The organism is Solwaraspora sp. WMMD791, assembly GCF_029581195.1.
Lineage (GTDB): Bacteria > Actinomycetota > Actinomycetes > Mycobacteriales > Micromonosporaceae > Micromonospora_E.
Window position 1 is genome coordinate 2,561,345 of record NZ_CP120737.1, and the last position, 16,901, is coordinate 2,578,245.

Annotated in this window: 16 protein-coding genes and 1 tRNA gene; 5 read left to right on the plus strand and 12 right to left on the minus strand. The window is 71.9% G+C overall.

The genetic code is table 11. The annotated features are described in order from the left end of the window. Positions 1–64: 64 nt before the first annotated feature. Together O7623_RS11250 and O7623_RS11255 are read right to left on the minus strand one after the other, a co-directional pair. The gene (locus O7623_RS11250; protein WP_282228561.1) at positions 65–1,306 is read right to left on the minus strand and encodes an NAD(P)/FAD-dependent oxidoreductase; all 1,242 of its coding nucleotides are present in this window, start codon (positions 1,304–1,306) and stop codon (positions 65–67) included. A gap of 9 nt (positions 1,307–1,315) precedes the next feature. Then, positions 1,316–1,388 (minus strand) — tRNA-Asn (locus O7623_RS11255). Positions 1,389–1,708: 320 nt separating this feature from the next. Between O7623_RS11255 and O7623_RS11260 the strand changes: the two genes are divergently transcribed. Continuing rightward, positions 1,709–2,110 carry a hypothetical protein gene (locus O7623_RS11260; protein WP_282228562.1) on the plus strand — a complete coding sequence of 134 codons (402 nt, stop codon included), beginning with the start codon at positions 1,709–1,711 and terminating at the stop codon, positions 2,108–2,110. A gap of 104 nt (positions 2,111–2,214) precedes the next feature. On the opposite strand, the gene O7623_RS11265 is transcribed toward O7623_RS11260, so the two are convergent. The 4 genes from O7623_RS11265 to O7623_RS11280 form a co-directional block, all read right to left on the minus strand. After that, positions 2,215–3,222: a sugar phosphate isomerase/epimerase family protein gene (locus O7623_RS11265; RefSeq protein ID WP_282228563.1), complete on the minus strand. Its 1,008-nt coding sequence runs from the start codon at positions 3,220–3,222 to the stop codon at positions 2,215–2,217. A gap of 282 nt (positions 3,223–3,504) precedes the next feature. Continuing rightward, entirely contained in the window at positions 3,505–4,410 is a 906-nt protein-coding gene (locus O7623_RS11270; RefSeq protein ID WP_282228564.1) for a sulfotransferase, read from the minus strand. 2 nt (positions 4,411–4,412) lie between these two features. Further along, the gene (locus tag O7623_RS11275) at positions 4,413–5,522 is read right to left on the minus strand and encodes a sulfotransferase (RefSeq protein ID WP_282228565.1); all 1,110 of its coding nucleotides are present in this window, start codon (positions 5,520–5,522) and stop codon (positions 4,413–4,415) included. Next, positions 5,519–6,769, minus strand: coding sequence for a glycosyltransferase (locus O7623_RS11280; RefSeq protein WP_282228566.1), 1,251 nt, complete (start codon positions 6,767–6,769; stop codon positions 5,519–5,521). Before O7623_RS11280 ends, O7623_RS11275 begins: the two co-directional genes overlap by 4 nt. A 262-nt stretch (positions 6,770–7,031) precedes the next feature. Between O7623_RS11280 and O7623_RS11285 the strand changes: the two genes are divergently transcribed. Genes O7623_RS11285 through O7623_RS11295 form a run of 3 tightly spaced genes read left to right on the plus strand, consistent with a single transcriptional unit; the run spans position 7,032 to position 10,316 of the window. Further along, positions 7,032–8,018: a hypothetical protein gene (locus tag O7623_RS11285; protein WP_282228567.1), complete on the plus strand. Its 987-nt coding sequence runs from the start codon at positions 7,032–7,034 to the stop codon at positions 8,016–8,018. Then, positions 8,011–8,823: a sulfotransferase gene (locus O7623_RS11290; protein ID WP_282228568.1), complete on the plus strand. Its 813-nt coding sequence runs from the start codon at positions 8,011–8,013 to the stop codon at positions 8,821–8,823. The genes O7623_RS11285 and O7623_RS11290 overlap by 8 nt, the downstream gene beginning before the upstream one ends. A gap of 5 nt (positions 8,824–8,828) precedes the next feature. Continuing rightward, the gene (locus tag O7623_RS11295) at positions 8,829–10,316 is read left to right on the plus strand and encodes a hypothetical protein (RefSeq protein ID WP_282228569.1); all 1,488 of its coding nucleotides are present in this window, start codon (positions 8,829–8,831) and stop codon (positions 10,314–10,316) included. Between the two features lie 95 nt (positions 10,317–10,411). Here the strand turns inward: O7623_RS11295 and O7623_RS11300 are convergent, their stop codons facing one another. Both O7623_RS11300 and O7623_RS11305 read right to left on the minus strand, forming a co-directional pair. Beyond that, positions 10,412–11,359 (minus strand): DUF559 domain-containing protein, encoded by a 948-nt coding sequence (locus tag O7623_RS11300; RefSeq protein WP_282228570.1) that lies wholly within the window; start codon positions 11,357–11,359, stop codon positions 10,412–10,414. Positions 11,360–11,538: 179 nt separating this feature from the next. Then, positions 11,539–12,324, minus strand: coding sequence for a helix-turn-helix transcriptional regulator (locus O7623_RS11305; RefSeq protein WP_282228571.1), 786 nt, complete (start codon positions 12,322–12,324; stop codon positions 11,539–11,541). Between the two features lie 161 nt (positions 12,325–12,485). On the opposite strand from O7623_RS11305, the gene O7623_RS11310 reads away from it, so the two are divergent. Beyond that, a complete protein-coding gene (locus tag O7623_RS11310; RefSeq protein ID WP_282228572.1) occupies positions 12,486–12,677 on the plus strand; it encodes a hypothetical protein in 192 nt (63 codons plus the stop codon). 45 nt (positions 12,678–12,722) lie between these two features. On the opposite strand, the gene O7623_RS11315 is transcribed toward O7623_RS11310, so the two are convergent. The 4 genes from O7623_RS11315 to O7623_RS11330 form a co-directional block, all read right to left on the minus strand. Next, positions 12,723–13,190, minus strand: coding sequence for a hypothetical protein (locus O7623_RS11315; protein ID WP_282228573.1), 468 nt, complete (start codon positions 13,188–13,190; stop codon positions 12,723–12,725). An 88-nt stretch (positions 13,191–13,278) separates the two neighbouring features. Further along, on the minus strand, positions 13,279–14,130 hold the full coding sequence (locus O7623_RS11320) for a sulfotransferase (RefSeq protein WP_282228574.1): 852 nt from the start codon (positions 14,128–14,130) through the stop codon (positions 13,279–13,281). Next, positions 14,127–15,800, minus strand: a complete 1,674-nt coding sequence (locus O7623_RS11325; RefSeq protein WP_282228575.1) for an oligosaccharide flippase family protein — start codon at positions 15,798–15,800, stop codon at positions 14,127–14,129. Before O7623_RS11325 ends, O7623_RS11320 begins: the two co-directional genes overlap by 4 nt. Next, positions 15,769–16,890: a Wzz/FepE/Etk N-terminal domain-containing protein gene (locus tag O7623_RS11330; RefSeq protein ID WP_282228576.1), complete on the minus strand. Its 1,122-nt coding sequence runs from the start codon at positions 16,888–16,890 to the stop codon at positions 15,769–15,771. The genes O7623_RS11325 and O7623_RS11330 overlap by 32 nt, the downstream gene beginning before the upstream one ends. Positions 16,891–16,901: the final 11 nt, after the last annotated feature.

The window sequence follows — 16,901 nt, forward strand, 5'->3', positions numbered from 1 at the left end:
CTGGTTCACGGTCGGCGACGGCCACCGGTTCATTGTAGTGCGCGTTCGTCACTCCCCGGTACGGTCAGGCATGCCGGGGCCGGCTGCGCAGGGCCGCTCCGGCGACCCGCCAGCCGCTGGCCAGAGCACCTTGGATCGAGGGGCTGTCCCGGTGGTCGCCGGCGACGAAGACACCCTCGTCGATCCGGGCGGGATCCCGTAGTCGGCCGCGCGGGGGCAGTGCCACCGGCAGAGCGTCCGGCACCGCGACGGTACGCAGGTGACGCCAGTCCCGGGTCGGGGTCCGGTACAGCCATTCCAGCTCCGCGCGGACCACCGACTCGGGCACCGGGTCCGGCCCGACGACCGAGGTGGCAACCAGGTGCTGCCCCGGCGGGGCGTACCCGCTCGCCGCCTGGCTGATCACCACGCTGTTGGCGACCACACCACGACGGTCACCGTCGAGCAGCAGAACGGGCTCATCCGACGGAGGCAGCGCCGTCGAATGGTAGTACGTGGTCAGTTGGCGCATCACGACCCGACGCATCGTCGGCAGCAGCCGCGCGGCGGCGGGCGGGTCGGCCGCGACGATGACACTGCCACAGCGCAGCTCGCCGTCGACGGTGCGCACCACACCCGGTGCGACGGCGGTGACGTGGACACCGAGCCGAATCCGGTCTGCGGGCAGCGGTGCGGCGACCGCCAGCGGCAGCGCCGCCATGCCGTCGGCGGGCACCGCGATCCGGCCGCGGGCGAACGAGCGGAGAATCATCGCCAGCACGTGGCTGGAGGTCTCCAGGGTCGGGTCCGCGAGCACCCCGGACAGGAACGGCAGCAGCACCTCGTCGACGATGCGTGGCGACAGACCCGCCCGACGCAGCTCGTCCAGGGCGCTGGTCTCCGGGCGGGCGAGCAGACGCGCTGGATCCATGACGGCGTAGCGGGCGAGCAGCAGACCGAGTTGGACCCGATCGGACAGGCTCCCGACGCCGGCGAACAGCGTCGCTGGCGCGGCGGTGGGCATCCGCAGCGGATGCGCCAGCCGGACGGTGCCCGCACCCCGGCGCACCCGCACGGCCGGGGTGAAGTACCGCAGGTCGAGCCGGTCCAGGTCGACCAGGTCGACCAAGCGGGGGTACGCGGTGTTCAGCACCTGAAAGCCACGGTCGAGCCGGAACCCGTCGACGACATCCGTGGCGACCCGGCCGCCGATCCGGTCGGACCGTTCGATGAGCAGATAGTCGGCACCGGCTGAGTGCAGCCGGCGGGCAGCGGCCAGACCGGCCAGCCCGGCACCGACGACGATGAACTCCCGATCGGTAGCCATGTGTGGGAGCTCCCCCGTTTGGACTCGAACCAAAAACCTGCCGGTTAACAGCCGGCTGCTCTGCCAATTGAGCTACGGGGGACTGCCAGATCGCGATGGCCCGGATCGCTCCGGCCGCCGGCGACGGGACAAGAGTACAGGACATCGCCGCCCGATGGGTGACCGGGTCGGGTCGAACTCGCCAGTGGGATCTCGCCCCGACGGCAGCACCCGCGCGGCCGGCAGAACCGGACAAATACTGGAGTTGTCTGCGCTGACGCGTAGACGGGTAGCAGGATGGGTAGACAGCACCGGACAGACGACACAGGCACGACCGGGTCGATTCATCGGGCGGCCGGCACGGACCTCGAGTCCGGCACCGGCCCCGGTGATCGCCCGGGTCAGGTACGGAGGGGAGCCGCCATGCGCGGAAAGCTTTGGTTCATCGGCGGGGTGGCCGTGGGTTTCGTCCTGGGCGCCCGCGCCGGCCGTGAGAAGTACGACGAACTGGTGCTCAACGCCCGCAAAGTGATGGACCATCCGACGGTGCAGGAGGCCGCCGGAGTGGCCCAGGCCCAGGCGAACCGCCTGTACGCCGAGGGCCGGGAACGACTCAGCCACACCCGGCTGGGCGAGAAGCTCAACGGCCACGACCACACCGCCGACCCGTCCGCCCACACCGACAGCCTCAGCAGCGCCGGGGTGACCAGCGGCACGGCGGCGAGCGGCAGCACGACCGGCGGCGGCACGACGCCCCGCCCCGGCGGCGCGAACAAGGCCGACGGCACCAGCAAGGCCACGGGTACGGGCGGCACCGGCAGCTGAGCCGGGCTGACCTCGGACAGGTCCGGGCCGGTCACCAAGTGGGTGACCGGCCCGGACCTGTCAGCGGCAGTCGTCGCCGCGGCGTCGCAGCCTCCGCTGGAGCGTCAGTCGCCGCTGGAGAACGCCGCGTCGAAGGCCGCCGACGGGGCGTCGAACGCGAGCCGCCGGACGAACTGCAACGCCTCCGGGGCACCGACCAGCCGGTCCATGCCGGCGTCCTCCCACTCGACCGAGATCGGGCCGTCGTACCCGATCGCGTTCAGCGCGCGGAAGCAGTCCTCCCACGGCACGTCGCCGTGCCCGGTCGAAACGAAGTCCCAGCCACGACGCAGGTCCGCCCAGGGCAGATGCGAGGCGAGCCGACCACGCCGGCCGTCGCCGGTGCGTACCTTGGCGTCCTTGCAGTCGACGTGGTAGATCCGGTCGGCGAACTCCAGGATGAAGTTGACCGGGTCCAGTTCCTGCCAGACGAAGTGCGACGGGTCCCAGTTGAGCCCGAACGCGGGCCGGTGGCCGATCGCGTCGAGGGTGCGGCGGGTCGTCCAGTAGTCGTAGGCGATCTCGCTCGGATGCACCTCGTGGGCGAACCGGACCCCGACCTCGTCGAACACGTCGAGGATCGGGTTCCACCGGTCGGCGAAGTCCTGGTAGCCGCGTTCGATCATCGACGGCGGCACCGGCGGGAACATGGCCAGGGTGTGCCAGATCGACGATCCGGTGAAGCCGATCACGGTCGAGACGCCGAGCTTCGCGGCGGCCCGGGCGGTGTCCTTGATCTCCTCGGCGGCCCGCTGCCGGACGCCTTCGGGCTCGCCGTCCCCCCAGATCCGGGCCGGCAGAATGCCCTGGTGGCGCTCGTCGATCGGGTGGTCGCAGACCGCCTGACCGACCAGGTGGTTGGAGATCGCGTACACCTTGAGGTTGTACTTGGCCAAGGTCTGCAGCTTGCGCTCGACGTAGTCGTCCTCGGCGAGGGCCCGGTCCACCTCGAAGTGGTCGCCCCAGCAGGCGATCTCCAGGCCGTCGTAGCCCCACTCCGAGGTCAGCCGGCACACTTCCTCGAACGGCAGGTCGGCCCACTGGCCGGTGAAGAGGGTGATGGGTCGCGCCATGGTCCTTCTCCCGTTGTCGTTACTGGGATTCCGACCCACGCCGCCGGTGCGGCGTCTGGTGGTGGACCGGTGCGAGGTGACGGCCCGGTGGAACTTTCCGGTGGTACGGCCGGGCCGAGGGTCGACCGGTGGGGCGGTCACGGACACGCCAGGGCACGCCGACCAGGTCGGCGGTGGACACACCGTGACCCGGGCGGGTTGCGCCTCCCGCCCGGCCACCGGCCCACGCAGGGCCAGCCAGCCTCACTCTAGGCCGGTGTCGGCGACAACGGTAGGGCCGACTCAGTACCCCCACTCGGCGAGCGGCTTCTCCAGCACCCGGTCGATCGCCGCCAACTGCTGCGGGCTCAACTCCCGCTGGTACGCCGCCCCCCGGTTGCCGTGGAACTCGTACCGCCGGAAGCCCCGGTCGAACGCGGGCGACCAGTCCAGGCCGAGGAAATCCAGCATCCGGGCCGTCTCCTCGCGGGGGGCGACCAGCAGATCCTCGTAGCGCACGTCGAGCCACTGCCCGACGGGGTGCGCGGCGCGGGCCTCGACGAAGGCCGCCATCAGCATCTTCCAGCCCAGCGCGGCGAGGACGGGGAAGGACCGGTCGGCCTCCTCCCATTCGGCGCGCAGGTCGGACGGCAGCGGGCCGAGGAACCAGTTGTCCGGCCCGCGCCAGCCGTCCCACCAGCCCATCTGCAGCCATGAGTTGGCCACCGCGCGGCCGTCGCGGACCACGTTGACCACCCGCAGATCCGGGTACGCGGCGTGCAGCCACCCGGTCCGGGGCCAGCCGGTCACGTGCTGCAGCAGTACCTGGCAGCCCTGCTGCCGTACCCGCCGGTCGAAGAAGGCCCGCAGCCGCTGCTCGACGTACGGGGTGAGATCGTCGGCCCGCAGGTCCCGGCACGGCCTGGAATAGCCGGCCATCACCTGCCGGTCGATCAGCTGGTACGCCTCGGACGGGGCGACCCGCAGCCGACCCCGTTCGAGCAGCCGGCGGCTGTGACTCAACGAGGTCATCCCGGCCGGCCGGGGCGCCGAGCGCCGGTAGAGCCGGCCGTTGCGCCGCCCGGCCAGGTTGAGCCGGGGCAGTTTGTCGTCCAGTCCGGAGACGAAGCCGACGGCGGGGTGCCGGGCCAGGATCTCCTGCACCAGGGTCGAGCCGCACCGTCCGGTGCCCACGACGACGGACAGCATGGTCAACCCTCCTTGGTCGGGGCCGCGACGGAGACCGGCTGCGACGGCACCACCGACGCGGACTCCGGCGGCGCGGGCGGCACCGGCGCGGGCGGCACCGGCCGGCGTACCGGGTAGCCGAAGCGGCGCAGCAGTGGCAGGGTCACCGCGGTCACCACCGCGTACGACCGGCCCGGCAGCGCGCGGAGCCATTCGGCGTCGTCGGTGATCGGCACCGCGCCGGTACGGTGTCGCGACGGGTTGCCGGCGACCGAGTGCGTCGGTGCCAGGGTGACCCTGCCGGCGGCGTCGACCGGCAGACCGGCCGGGTCGAGCCCCGCGAAGGTGGCGATCCGCCGCAGCTGCCCGGCCGGGTCGGCGACCACGTCCTCGTACCGGATCCGCAGGTAGCGGTCCGGGCCGTCGCCACCGAACAGTCGGACGGTGGCGGCGTTCCAGACCCGCCACAGCAGCGCCGCCTTCCACACCGGTGGCCGGCTCATCAGCTTCTGGTCGCCGGCACCGTCGAGGCCGCGTCGGCGTCGCCAGGAGAAGGCGGTGCCACGGGGATCCCGGACCAGGTGCAGCACCCGCAGGTCGATCCCGGGCAGGTCACGCAGCAGCGCCCCGTACGGCGGCAGTTTCGACGAGTCGACGATCACCACCGGGCCCTCGCCGGGCGGAGCGACCTGGCGGGCGATCGCCGGGTACAGCGCGGCGATCACGGCGTCGTCCGGGTGCGGCGGTACGGCACGGCGGCCGGCCGCGGCCCGGCGCAGCAGTGCCGGCAGGTCCCGCATCCGCAGCCGGGTCCGCAGCCGCGCGGCGATCCCGCCGGCGTCAGGCGCACCGCCGGCGTCAGGCGCACCGCCGGCGTCAGGCGCACCGCCGCCGTCAGGGGTGCCGAGGGCCCGGCGGACCGTCTGCCAGGTGGGGCAGCTGTCGAACGGTTCGCCGCAGCCGCACGGACGGTTGTCGAGGATGCCCCGCTGCCACAGGTAGCGCAGCTCGCCGGCGGCGAAACAGCCGTCCAGCTGGCCGAGGACGGTGGTGATCAGAGTGCTGCCGCTGCGTCCACTGCCGGCCAGGTAGAGCACCCGTACCGGGGTCGATTCACCAGCCGGGTCGGTCATCGCCGGCCTCCGGCGGGGGCGGTCGTCGCGGCGGTCCGGTAGGCCTCCCGCAGCCGGGACAGGTGCAACTGCGGGGTGAAGTCGCGGTCGATCTTCGCGCGGGCCTGCATCCCCATCGCGTACGCCCGGTCGGGGTCGGCGACCAGCTTGCCGACAGCCTCGCCGAGCGCCGCCGGGTCGTCGGCCGGGACCACCTCGCCGTCGGCGCCCGGGGTGATCAGCTCCGGCAGCCCGCCGAGGTCGGTGCCGACCACCGGTACGCCGCAGGCGAACGCCTCCAGCACCGCCATCGGCTGGTTCTCGTGCCAGCGCGACGGCACCACGGCCACCGCCGCCGACCTGATCAGCTCGTGCAGTCGGGCCTTGTCGAGCCGGCCGTGGAACCGCACCCGGCCGGGTGCCACCCGGTCGGCGAGAGCCCGTACCTCGGGAAGCGCCGGCCCGTCGCCGGCCACGTGCACCGGCACCTGGCGAGGCAGCCGGGTCACCGCTTCGACCAGCACGTCCACTCCCTTCTCCGGGGCGATCCGGCCGGCGAGGACCACTCCCCCGCCCGGCGAATCCTTCACCGCCACGGCACCGGTGTCCACGAAGTGGTTGATCACCTGCAGCCGGTCCGGGTAGACCCCGGCCCGCCGCATCACGTCGGCGAGGAACCGGCTGGGGCTGACGAACACCCCGACCGGGTCGTACGCCCGTAACTGTCGGTGCAACCAGGTCTCTACGGCGAGTAGCGTACTGGCGGATGCCGATCCGTCCTTGCACCTGCGCCGCGCGGCGTGTAGCGGACCGCCCGCAACGCATGCCTGGCAGACCTTGCCGTGGTCGAGCAGCTGGTAGCTGGGGCAGGCGAGCTTGTAGTCGTGCATGGTCAACACGCACGGCACCCCCGCGTCGCGGGCGGCGGCCAGCACCGACGGGGAAAGCTGGTGGTAGATGTTGTGCAGGTGGATCACATCCGGACCGAAGTCCTCGATCACCCGGGTCAGACCTCGGCGACTCGCCGGTGACCAGACCATCCGACCGGCGGCGACCAGCCGGGGCGCCAGGCCACGCGGGGCCGGCTCCAGTTCGACGTACGGCGGAAAATGCTCCGCGTAGCGCAACGGCCGGTCGTTGTCCGGGTGGGTCATCCCGAAGTACGCCACCTCGTCTCCGGCGGCGCGCTGCAGATCCGCGAGGTCCAGCAGGTAGCCCTCCGCACCACCACGCCGATAGAGAAACTTGTTCACATGGAGGACACGCATCTCATCCGGCCCGCTCGCTCGACACCGGGGTGCGTCCACCCGGTTATGGTGGCTCAGGACTCCCGCCCTGAGCTGCTGCCTCACGCTATGCATCGGCGTCGGGTTAGTCCAGTACCGAATCGCCAACTAGCTGATCGGATGATCTCGTGTGGCTGACCAGCCTTCGTTCTGGCGTTTCGCCCCGATCGGTGGGTAGCCTGGCCCCGGCCCGACCTCGCCCCAGCCTGGCCACGACGGCTGGTGACGTGCCCGAGGAGGACCGGTGAGCAACGACGACGAGCCCTCCACCCTCGCCTGGACCACGCGGCGGATCGCCCGGCACGCCCGGTGGATCCGCACCGAGGGCCTGCGCCGGCTCGTCGAGGAGGACCGGCTCAATCCGATCGACCGCGCCGGCACCGCCTGGACAAAACTGCGCTGGCGGCGACGCCACGGCGTACCGCCCGGGCAGGCCATGCCGGTGTACCTGGTCGGCCTGCAACGGTCCGGCACGAACATGCTGGTCCGGGGTCTGGAGAACGCCGGCGAGTTCGAGGTCCACAACGAGAACGACCGTCGGGTGTTCCACCGGTTCCAGCTGCGCGACGACGCGGTGCTCACCGCCGTCGTGCGCCGCAGCCGGCACGCGTACGTCCTGATCAAGCCGCTGTGCGACAGCCACCGGGTGGACGAACTGCTCGCTCTGCCCGGCACGGCACCGGGCCGGGCGATCTGGGCCTGGCGTGACGTCGACGACCGGGCCCGCTCCGAGGTCGCCAAGTTCGGCGACGCCAACCTGCGGGCCCTGGCCACCATCGCCGACGGCACCATCGGCCGGCGCTGGCAGGGCCAGCGCCTCGACGCCGACACCTACGAACTCATCCACGGCTTCGACTACCGCACGATGGACCGGTACACCGCCGCCGCGTTGTTCTGGTACGTCCGTAACAGCCTGTACTTCCGGCTCGGTCTGGACCGCCGTGACGACGTCCTGCTCAGCTCCTACGACGCGCTGATCGCCGACCCGGCCGGGCAGGTCCGCCGGCTCTGCGACTTCCTCGGGCTGGCGTACCGGCCGGAACTGTCCGCGCACATCGCCCCCCGGGCGCCGCGCCGCCAGCCGCTGCCGATCGACCCGGCGGTCCGTACGCTCTGCGACGACCTCACCGTCCGCCTCACCGGCAGCGCGCCGGTCCCCGCCACCCCGCCCCGCCAAGCCGACACCGACCGGTGTGCCCCGGTGCCCGTGGAAAGGACCGACAATGGCTGAGACCACCGCGCAGCCCACCACCACCGCCGAAGCGGTCCCGGCACCGACGGCCCCCATCTTCCTGGTCGGCTGCCAGCGCTCCGGCACCACGTTCCTGCGGCTGGTGCTCGACTCGCACTCGCGGATCTCCTGCGGACCGGAGACCCGGTTCCTGCCGGACCTGCGGCGCATCGTCGGGTCCGACTGGGAGCGGCTGGCCCGGTTCGGGTTCCCCCGCGAGGACTGGCTGCGCCGCATCGCCGACTTCTTCGGCGGCGTGCACGCCGACTACGCCCAGGGTCGGGGCAAGGCCCGGTGGGCCGACAAGACCCCGCTGTACGCGATCTCGCTGGACTTCGTCACCGAGGTCTTCCCCGACGCGCAGATCGTGCACGTCATCCGGGACGGCCGCGACGTGGTGGTCTCGCACCGCAAACGGTTCGGCTACTGGTCGGCGGTGAAGTGCGTGGTCAAATGGCCGCGCTACATCCGTACCGCCCGGGCGATGGCGGCCGGCCTGCCCGCCGAGCGGTACTACGAGCTGCGCTACGAGGACGCGGTACGCGAGCCGGAGAAGTCGATGCGGGCACTGTTCGAGTTCCTCGGCGAACCCTGGGAGAACGGCGTGCTCGACTACGTCGACAAGCCACACGACGTGGCCGGCAAGTACACCACCGAGGCCGACCGTCGGCGGGCGGCCGCCGGCACCGACTCGGCGATCTACGGCTCGCGGGTCGGCAGCTACCGTCGCGAACTGGACCCGTTCCTGCGGCTGCTCGTCGCCGTCTTCTCCGGCCGGATGCTGCGCGAACTGGGCTACCGGTGACTGTCGTGGCCCGGCGCAACGCTGCGGGCCGGCGCAACGCTGCGGGCCGGCGCGCCGTCGCGGCGGCGCTCGGCGTACTGCTGCTGCTCGCCGGCTGCACCAGCGGCGACTCCGACGTCGGCCCCACTCCACCGCCGCCGACCGGTGCACCGCTGCCGAGCCTGCCGCCGTACCCCGAGGACACCCACCCGTTCGGCGCCCACTGGGACTGGAACCGCTACGACGAGTTCCTGCCGTACCTGCGCAAACTGTCCGGCTCCGCGACGTACCACGAGATCAGCTGGTGCAGCATCGAGCGAACCCCCGGTCAGCCGGACTGGTCGGCGCTGGACCGTATCGCGCAGCGCAGCCGGGAGCTCGGCATCGCGCTCAACATCAAGATCCGGACCGAGATGTGCTGGGCCACCGGCGGCACGCCGGAGTTCCCGCGCGGCGAGGCGAACAAGACCGAGTCGACGATGCCGCTGGACATGGCTGCCTACCAGCGGTTCGTCGGTGAGGTGGTGCGCCGCTACGCGCCCTACGGCGTGCGGCAGTACGCCATCGAGAACGAGGTCAACGCCCAGCAGTACTGGCGCGGCACCCCCGAGGAGTACGTCACCCTGGTCACCGCGGCCGCCGAGGCGGTCCACGCCGCCGACCCGGACGCCGTGGTGGTCGACTCCGGCATCAGCAGCGTGGCGTACGGCTTCGGGGTGGTCGACCGGCTGGTCCGCGCCGGACGCGACGACGAGGCGGTCGCCGCGTACAACGCCTACTTCCAGCGCCGCATCGGCACCCGTGGCCGCAAGATCCCGCAGGTCGACACGATCGACACGCTGCGCACCGCGCTGGCCGACGAAACCAACGTCCGCAACGTCGCCTTCCTGGCCGCCACCGAGCAGCTGATCGACGACGGCGTCGTGCAGCTGCGCCAGGTGCACTACTACGAACACTTCGACGGCGTACCGGCGCTGCTGGACTACCTGGCGGCGGAGAACCCGGCAGACGTACCGATCGAGGCGTGGGAGGTCGGACAGTTCTGGCGCGACGGCGACGGCGACGACATCAGCCGGGCCGAGGAGGTCGTCAAGGTCTCCACGATGCTGCTGGCCGGCGGGATCCGGCAGGTGATGTGGCTGCCGCTGGGCTACAACCCGAACAACCGGGCCGGCAGCGAGGTCCGCTACGGGCTGCTGGAACCCGACGGTACGGAGCGGGAGGCCGGCCGGATGTTCGAGAGCCTGGCGGTGGCGGCACGCGGTGCCACCGTCTCCCCCGTCGACCGGGACGGGCTGACCGGGGTGGCCTTCCAGCGGGGTGAGGAGAGCACCCTGGTCGTCTGGTCCAGCAAGATCAACGACGCGGTACGGGTCTCGCCGGTGCCAAGTTTGCACGCCGGGCCGGCCGGCGCCGCGCCGACCAAGGCGGCGGCCGAGGTGACCATCTCGAACCGCCCGATGTTGCTGCGCGCCACCGGCACCCCCGACTCGATCCTCGCCGACGTCGACTGACCACCTGCCGCAGTTAGCCGCCGGCCGCACCTGCCGCAGCCGGCCACCGGCTGCACCAGGCACAGCGGGTCGCCGGCTGCACCAGGCACAGCGGATCACTGGTTGCGGCGTCGGTCCAGGATCGTCAGAACCTCGCGGCGGACCTGCTCCGGTTCGTACACCAGACGACGGTGCGCGAACCGCACCACCTGGATGCCGGCGGTCGCGAGCAGCGCGTCGCGCCGCAGATCTACCTCACGCTGGGCGGGGCTGCCGTGCGATGCCGCCCCGTCGAGCTCGAAGTCGACCCGTTCCCGTTCGGCGTACACGTCCAGGTAGATGGTGCGGCCCTCGACCCGGACCATCTGCTGGCGTCGGAACGCGGGCATGCCGGCGCCGGCGAAGACGTGATCGTGTCCCCAGATCTCCAACTGGCTGCGGCAGCCGGCGGCCAGCTTCGTCAGCAGTGTCCGCACCGCGGGCCGGTCGGTGAGTCGCGGCAGCTCGTCGAGGGCTGCGGTGATCCGGTCCGCGTTCGTCCACCTGTCGTTGACGGCCCGGATCAGCGGAGCCGGCCGGTCGGTGGCCGGCAGCAGCGGCCAGGACTCGACAAGACTCCGCTCCAGCCGTACCACCGGTTCTCCGCCCCGCACCACCACCTGCGGCGGACCGACGGTGAACCCCCGCCGGTGGTGCACCGTCAGGCCGGCCCGGCTGCGCATGCCGGCACCGAACGGCACCGTCAGGTGCAGTGCCTCGTCGGCGGGTTGCCGGCGCAGCCCCCAGAGCTCGAGTGCGGTGGTGTGGCTGAACGCGGCCCTACCGGCGGCGTAGGCCACTACCGCACGTCGTCGCGACTGCGGTCCAAGGTCGCTCAGTTGCGGAGCTCCGGAACGGTCGTCGTCGATCAGGTCGGCCGCGACGTAGACGGTTGGCAGCACGTGGCGGAGCCGGCCGGTGGCGACCGCGTTCTCCAGTGCCCAGCGGGGCAGCACCTGGGACACCTGGCTGCGGGTCACCACTCCCCCGGTACGGCGCAGGAGTGCGTCGAGCAATACGTCCATGGCCGTCGACGATGCCTCAGCAGCGGTCCGTGGCACGACCGGATGCGTGTTGGTTGTGGACAGACGCTCGGCTGTGGAGCGGGCGGCGTCGGCCTCGGTGATGTGCTACCGGTCCGTCATGATCAGTTGTCGTATTTACGGGCTCGCAACGGCGTGTCGGCCGTAGATACGACAACTGATCATGAGGCAGCGGTCGGCTGCTCCGGCGCGGGGCGGCGGTCGTAGGCCGCCAGGGTCGCCTTGTTCGTACTGGCGTCCTGGAAGATCAGCTCCCACGGGCCGGTGTTGACGTCCATCTCCTTGCCGAATCCGATCCACTTGCCGCTCAGCCGGCGCCCGGTCGGCTCGGCCAGGAGCTGAATCGCACCGTGGTAGCGGGCACCCCGGTAGTAGCCCTGTGGCGCGGTCTGCTCGACCCAGGTCCCGGTGACCACGTTGCCGTCGACGGTGAGGTCCATGGTGAGTGGCGCGTCGGAGGACCCGGGCAGACTGCGTACGGTGAGCCGGTCGCCGTGCTGCAGCAGCACCACGTAGTGCTGACCGGTGAACATGGCACCACGACCTGAGCTGTGGTACTCGTACCGGGACAGCCACACCCCGGAGTAGTTGCCGGTCGGCGCGGTACGCGCGGCCGGCCCGCCGCTAGGCACCGACGGAGTGACGGTCTCCGGAGTAGCCAGGTCACGGCTGCTCTGGCCGTCGTCCGCAGCGCGGGCGTGCGGTACGGCCACGGTGAAGCCGAGCGAGCCGATCGGCAGGCCGGTGACGGACTCCAATGCACGCGCGTACGCCGGTCGGGGTGACGTGATGGCCCCAGCCTCCCAACGTTGCACGAGGCGCTTGTTGGCATCGTTGGGCACTCCGGCGCGATCGCCGGCCTGGCGCAACGCCCGGGCGAAATCATCCTGGCTCATGAGTAGACCAATTCGCACGGCCCGCAGCGTCGCGTTCGGCGTGATCGTCATTGGACGATCCTAGCGCCTGTGACGCCGAAATGTCGCCCCACATGTCGCCGGAACGTCGTCCCGAACGCCGTCGCGCGAGGCGACACTTCGACGACATCATCGAGCTGTCCTCATGGCGGCCGGCAGAGCATCACCGGCGCGAAGCAAACAGGAGACGCGTTATGGCAGGTGGTCAGGTTCTGGTGGTAGGTCCACGGGAGCTACCGGCGAGCGGGACGGTCGAGGTGTGGGCCGACGCCGGCAGCGGCGGGGTCGGGCAGCGGTTCGCCGTACCGGTCACCGATCTACAGATAGCCGAAGTGGACAATGGAACCGGCAGGTACGCGGTCTACGCGCTCCGCTCCCGCCGCTGAAGCGACGTCACTCGAGTGGGCGGCTACCGGGTATGGACGAGGTCGCTACGGGCAGGACACCGCCTTCGTCGTGATGTCCGAGTAGACGGTGGACTTCCGGTCGACGTCCCACCTGACGCACACGGTCACCTCGCCGGCCTCGGAGAACCAGCCGCCGCCGGACGACACGTCCTCGGTGAAGGTCGCCTCCACCCGGCCATGGTCGCCGGACACGTCGACCAGGTAGACCCGGCCGGTGAGCCCGAGGTGCGTCCGTTCGCGGCCCTCGACGGCGGCGACGATCCGGTCGACGTGCCCGGCCGGTGGATCATCCGCCGGCAACAGGCTCACCTCCCGGCTGAGCCGCTGCGCCCGATCGGTGAACACCCGCTCCCCTGTCTGCTGCAGCGGATCCTTGCGGAGCTCCAGCACCACGCCCGTCAGACACAGGGTGCCGGAGACCGCCACCACCCCGCAGAGCACGAGCAGCAGGGAGGCAACGGCACCCAGCGGCTTACGGGGTCGCGTCGGCACCGACAACCTCCACTCTGGCCGGAGACACCCAGTGTCTCAGCCAGCGGCAAGCCCGGCCGACATCGGTGAACCCGCGACCGCACGCCGGTCAGCTCCGGGGCGACCAGGTGTGCGGCCAGCCGAGCAGGTCGGCGAGGTCGGCGTTGTGCGGGGCGAAGTAGTCGCCGAGCTGGGCGCGTAGCGCGTCGGTCAACTCCCCCGGGCCCCGGTCGGTCCGCCGGGTGTGCTGGGCGAACGCCGCCGGGGTGAACGGATCCAGGTCGAGGAAGCGCAGCACCCGGTCGTAGACCCCGGCCGGGTCGACGTACATGTCCTCGCTGCGCAGCACCAGCAACTGGTCGCCCGGCAGTACGGCGTACCAGCGCCGCAGCTGCTCGGCGTAGCGCCCCCGGGCCAGGTACGAATAGTTGCGCAGGGCGGCGTGCGCGGTCGGGCTGTCCGGTCCGTCGCGCAGCGCGTCGGCCAGCCGCCGATCCTCGGCGGCGACCGCGTCGGCGAACGACAACGGCTCGGCACCGTACGAGCGGGTGTGCAGGTAATGCGAGTAGGCCCGTTCGACCGGATCCCGCAGCAGGGCGATACACCGGGCCTGCGGCAGGCCGGCGGCGACCCGGGCCGGCACGCTCGGGTGGAACAGGTAGTACGGGCTGGCCTCGAAGCTGCGCACGCCGGTCGGGCGGACCGGGAAGTGCGCCCGGTACCAGCGTTCGCCACGTCCATGATGGATGCTGAAGTACTGCAACTCCTTGCCGGTGGCCGGGCGCACCTGCGGATGCGCGGCCAGGTAGTGGTGCAGCGAGGTGGTGCCGCAACGTTGCCCACCGATGATCAGGAACTCCGGCGGTGCGCCGAGCTGGCCGGGCACCACCGACCGCGCCCAGGCCCGCGCACCACGTACGGTGCGGCGCAGCCGGTCGGTCGTCGTCCGGTTGGCGGTCACCTCGGCACCTCCTGCAGGGTCGCGGCGGCCGTGGCGCGGCCACCGCCGGGTCCCGGGCCGCCGTTTGCGCCACCGCCGTTTGCGCCACCGCCGCCGCGCCGGCCGCCCCGGCGCAGGGTACGCAGGACCATGATGTCCTCCCGGCTCAGGCCCAGCGCGAGCACCACCCCGACGTAGGTCGTCACCACCACCGGCAGCCCGACCAGCAGCTGCTCCGGCCAGCCGGGCAGCAGCAGCCGGACGACCAGGCCGGCGGCGAACGCGGCCAGCCCGGCGGCGAACCCCTTGAGCATGCCGACGGTGACCGGCACCGCGTGGATCAGGGCCCGTACCTGCAGCACCCGGGCGATGTTGACCACCGCCAGCGAGATCGCCCACGAGATCGCCGCGCCGATGATCCCGTACGCCGGAATCAGCCAGAGGTTGAGCAGGATGTTCAGCAGCAGGGCGGCGATGTTGTCGTACATGTTGATCGCCACCCGGCCGGACATGTTGAGCACCGTGCCGCACGGTCCGGTGGCCGCGTTGACCAGCTGCCCGACCGCGAGGATCAGGGTGACCGCCGCCCCGGCGGCGAACCCGCCGCCGAAGACCGTCAGCAGGCTCTCCGGGAAGACCAGCAAGGCCACGAACGCCGGCAGCGACAGCCGTACCACCCAGCCGGTGGCGGCACCGTAGATTCGCCGTACCTCGTCGGCCCGCCCCTGGTGGTGCAGGTACGCCAGGTACGGCCCGAACGCGGCGTTGATCGGGGCGAGGACGAATATCGCGACGGTGACCAGCCGGGTGGCGACGTTGTAGACGCCGATCTCGTCGTTGGCGAAGAAGCCCAGCATCAGGGTGTCGACCCAGATCAGCCCGGTCGACGACAGCGACGACACCCAGCTGACCGTGGAGAAGCTGAACAGTTGCCGGGGCCGGTACACGACCGGACTCGGTGCGACCTTGCGCATCAGCCGGGCCAGCGCGCCGAGGGCCAGCAGCGCCGCCGACCAGCCGGCGATGACCAACGCCCAGTAACTGCCGGTGACGCCGACGCCGGCGATCAGGGCCAGCGCGGTCAGTACGAGCCGGGTACCCGGTTCGTAGATCTGCCCGATCAGGGTGAACGGACGCTGGGTGCGCCAGCCCCGGGTGGCGGCGAGCGCCGCTTCGCAGACGGTCAGCGCCGGCAAAGTCAGCGCCACCAGGCGCAGCCCGGTGACCAGGCCGGGGTCGTTGAGCGCGGCGGCCAACGCCGGTGCGGCCAGGGCCAGCGCGACCGCGATCGCGGTCGCCGAACCGGCGGAGATGGCCAGGCCGAGCCGGATGGTGCCGCGGATCGCCGCCGGGTCGTCGTCGGCCAGGTGTACGGCGACGAACCGGGTCAGCCCGGCCCGGAACCCGGACAGCGACAGCAGGCTGAGCAGGGCCAGCACCGCGTAACACTGGGCGTACTGGCCGACCTCGCTGATCCCGAGGAAACGGGCCAGCAGCAGCATGACCAGGAAGACCGCGCCCTGGTTGAGGACGGCCCCGACCAGGTTCAGTCCGCCGCCGCGGGCCATGCCCCGGATGTGCTGGTCACCGGACTCGGCGGCAGCGGTCGGCGGCGGGTCCGTCGGCGTTGGAGTTGGCGGCGTCACCCCGGCGGGCACGTCACCGCCCCGTCTGCGGTTCGAGCGCGCCACCTGACTCGTACACCCGGCCGCCGCCGCGCGAGAGCTGCCCCGCCGGCGTCGCCCGACCGACCCGGGCCACCGGGATCTCCCGGGTTTCGTCACCGCCGGTGGGGCGCGGCCCCGGCGGCGGCACCGGAGTGTCGGTGGCCGACGTCGGCGGGTCCCCGGCCCGGTTGCGGGCCAGCAGTTCCAGCATCGCGACCAGGACCACGGCGAGCAGCAGTCCGGCTCCGGCGACCGGCACGGTGGCGTTGATCAGACTGCTGGTCCGGGAGACCGCGCGAACCGCGCCGACGCTGGCGACCTCAGCCGGGTCGGCGGCCTGCACCTGCGCCCGCGCCGCCTGCAGACCCTGCCGGGCCGAGGAGAGCGCGCTGGTGGCGGCGTCGCGTTGGGCGAGCAGCGCCTGGTAATCAGGCAGTTTCGGGCCGATCGTGTCGAGCTGCTTCTGGCCGGCCTCGATGGCGGCGGTGGCGGCGTCGGCGCCCCGGCCGTTGCCGACCGCCTGCATCTGCAGCCGCTGCTGCCGCAGGCTGGCCATCTCGTTGAGGGTCGCCTGGTAGATCTTGTCCGGCTGGGTGACCTTGTTCTCCTTCTCCCAGGCGGTGATCGCGGCGGTCGCTTCGGCCACGTCGGTGCTGGCGGCGGTGACCTGTTCGGTGGCGATCGCGACCTGCGAGGAGAAGAGGAAGGCCAGCGCGCGTTCGGTGGTCGCGGCGAGCACCGGGGCGACCGACGCGCGGTCCGGCGAAGTGAAGGTGACCTCCATCTGGCTGCTCGCCCCGACCTGGCTGACCGCCAGCCCGGACCGTAACCGGTTGGCGGCCACTCCGGTGTCGGCGGCGACCTCGTCGACCACCCGGGGTGAGGTGGCGGCGGCGCTGAACGCGGCCGCGAACTGGTTGGCGGCCTGGTTACCGGTGTACTGCTGCGCGGCGGCACCGCCCACCAGGGCCGGGGCGGCCACGTAGGCGGTGGCGGTGTACTGCTGCGGGGCGATCAGCACCAGCGTCGCGGCCGCTCCGGCGGCCAGGACCGGCACACCGACCAGCAGCCACAGCCGCCGGCGCGCGATGCGCAGGTAGTCGACGATCTCCACGCTATGGGCTC

Bases quoted from the DNA above. Each gene is read 5' to 3' on its own strand.
- O7623_RS11250 (WP_282228561.1), bottom strand. From the start codon at position 1,306: ATGGCTACCGATCGGGAGTTCATCGTCGTCGGTGCCGGGCTGGCCGGT.
- O7623_RS11260 (WP_282228562.1), top strand. From the start codon at position 1,709: ATGCGCGGAAAGCTTTGGTTCATCGGCGGGGTGGCCGTGGGTTTCGTC.
- O7623_RS11265 (WP_282228563.1), bottom strand. From the start codon at position 3,222: ATGGCGCGACCCATCACCCTCTTCACCGGCCAGTGGGCCGACCTGCCG.
- O7623_RS11270 (WP_282228564.1), bottom strand. From the start codon at position 4,410: ATGCTGTCCGTCGTCGTGGGCACCGGACGGTGCGGCTCGACCCTGGTG.
- O7623_RS11275 (WP_282228565.1), bottom strand. From the start codon at position 5,522: ATGACCGACCCGGCTGGTGAATCGACCCCGGTACGGGTGCTCTACCTG.
- O7623_RS11280 (WP_282228566.1), bottom strand. From the start codon at position 6,769: ATGCGTGTCCTCCATGTGAACAAGTTTCTCTATCGGCGTGGTGGTGCG.
- O7623_RS11290 (WP_282228568.1), top strand. From the start codon at position 8,011: ATGGCTGAGACCACCGCGCAGCCCACCACCACCGCCGAAGCGGTCCCG.
- O7623_RS11300 (WP_282228570.1), bottom strand. From the start codon at position 11,359: ATGGACGTATTGCTCGACGCACTCCTGCGCCGTACCGGGGGAGTGGTG.
- O7623_RS11305 (WP_282228571.1), bottom strand. From the start codon at position 12,324: ATGACGATCACGCCGAACGCGACGCTGCGGGCCGTGCGAATTGGTCTA.
- O7623_RS11310 (WP_282228572.1), top strand. From the start codon at position 12,486: ATGGCAGGTGGTCAGGTTCTGGTGGTAGGTCCACGGGAGCTACCGGCG.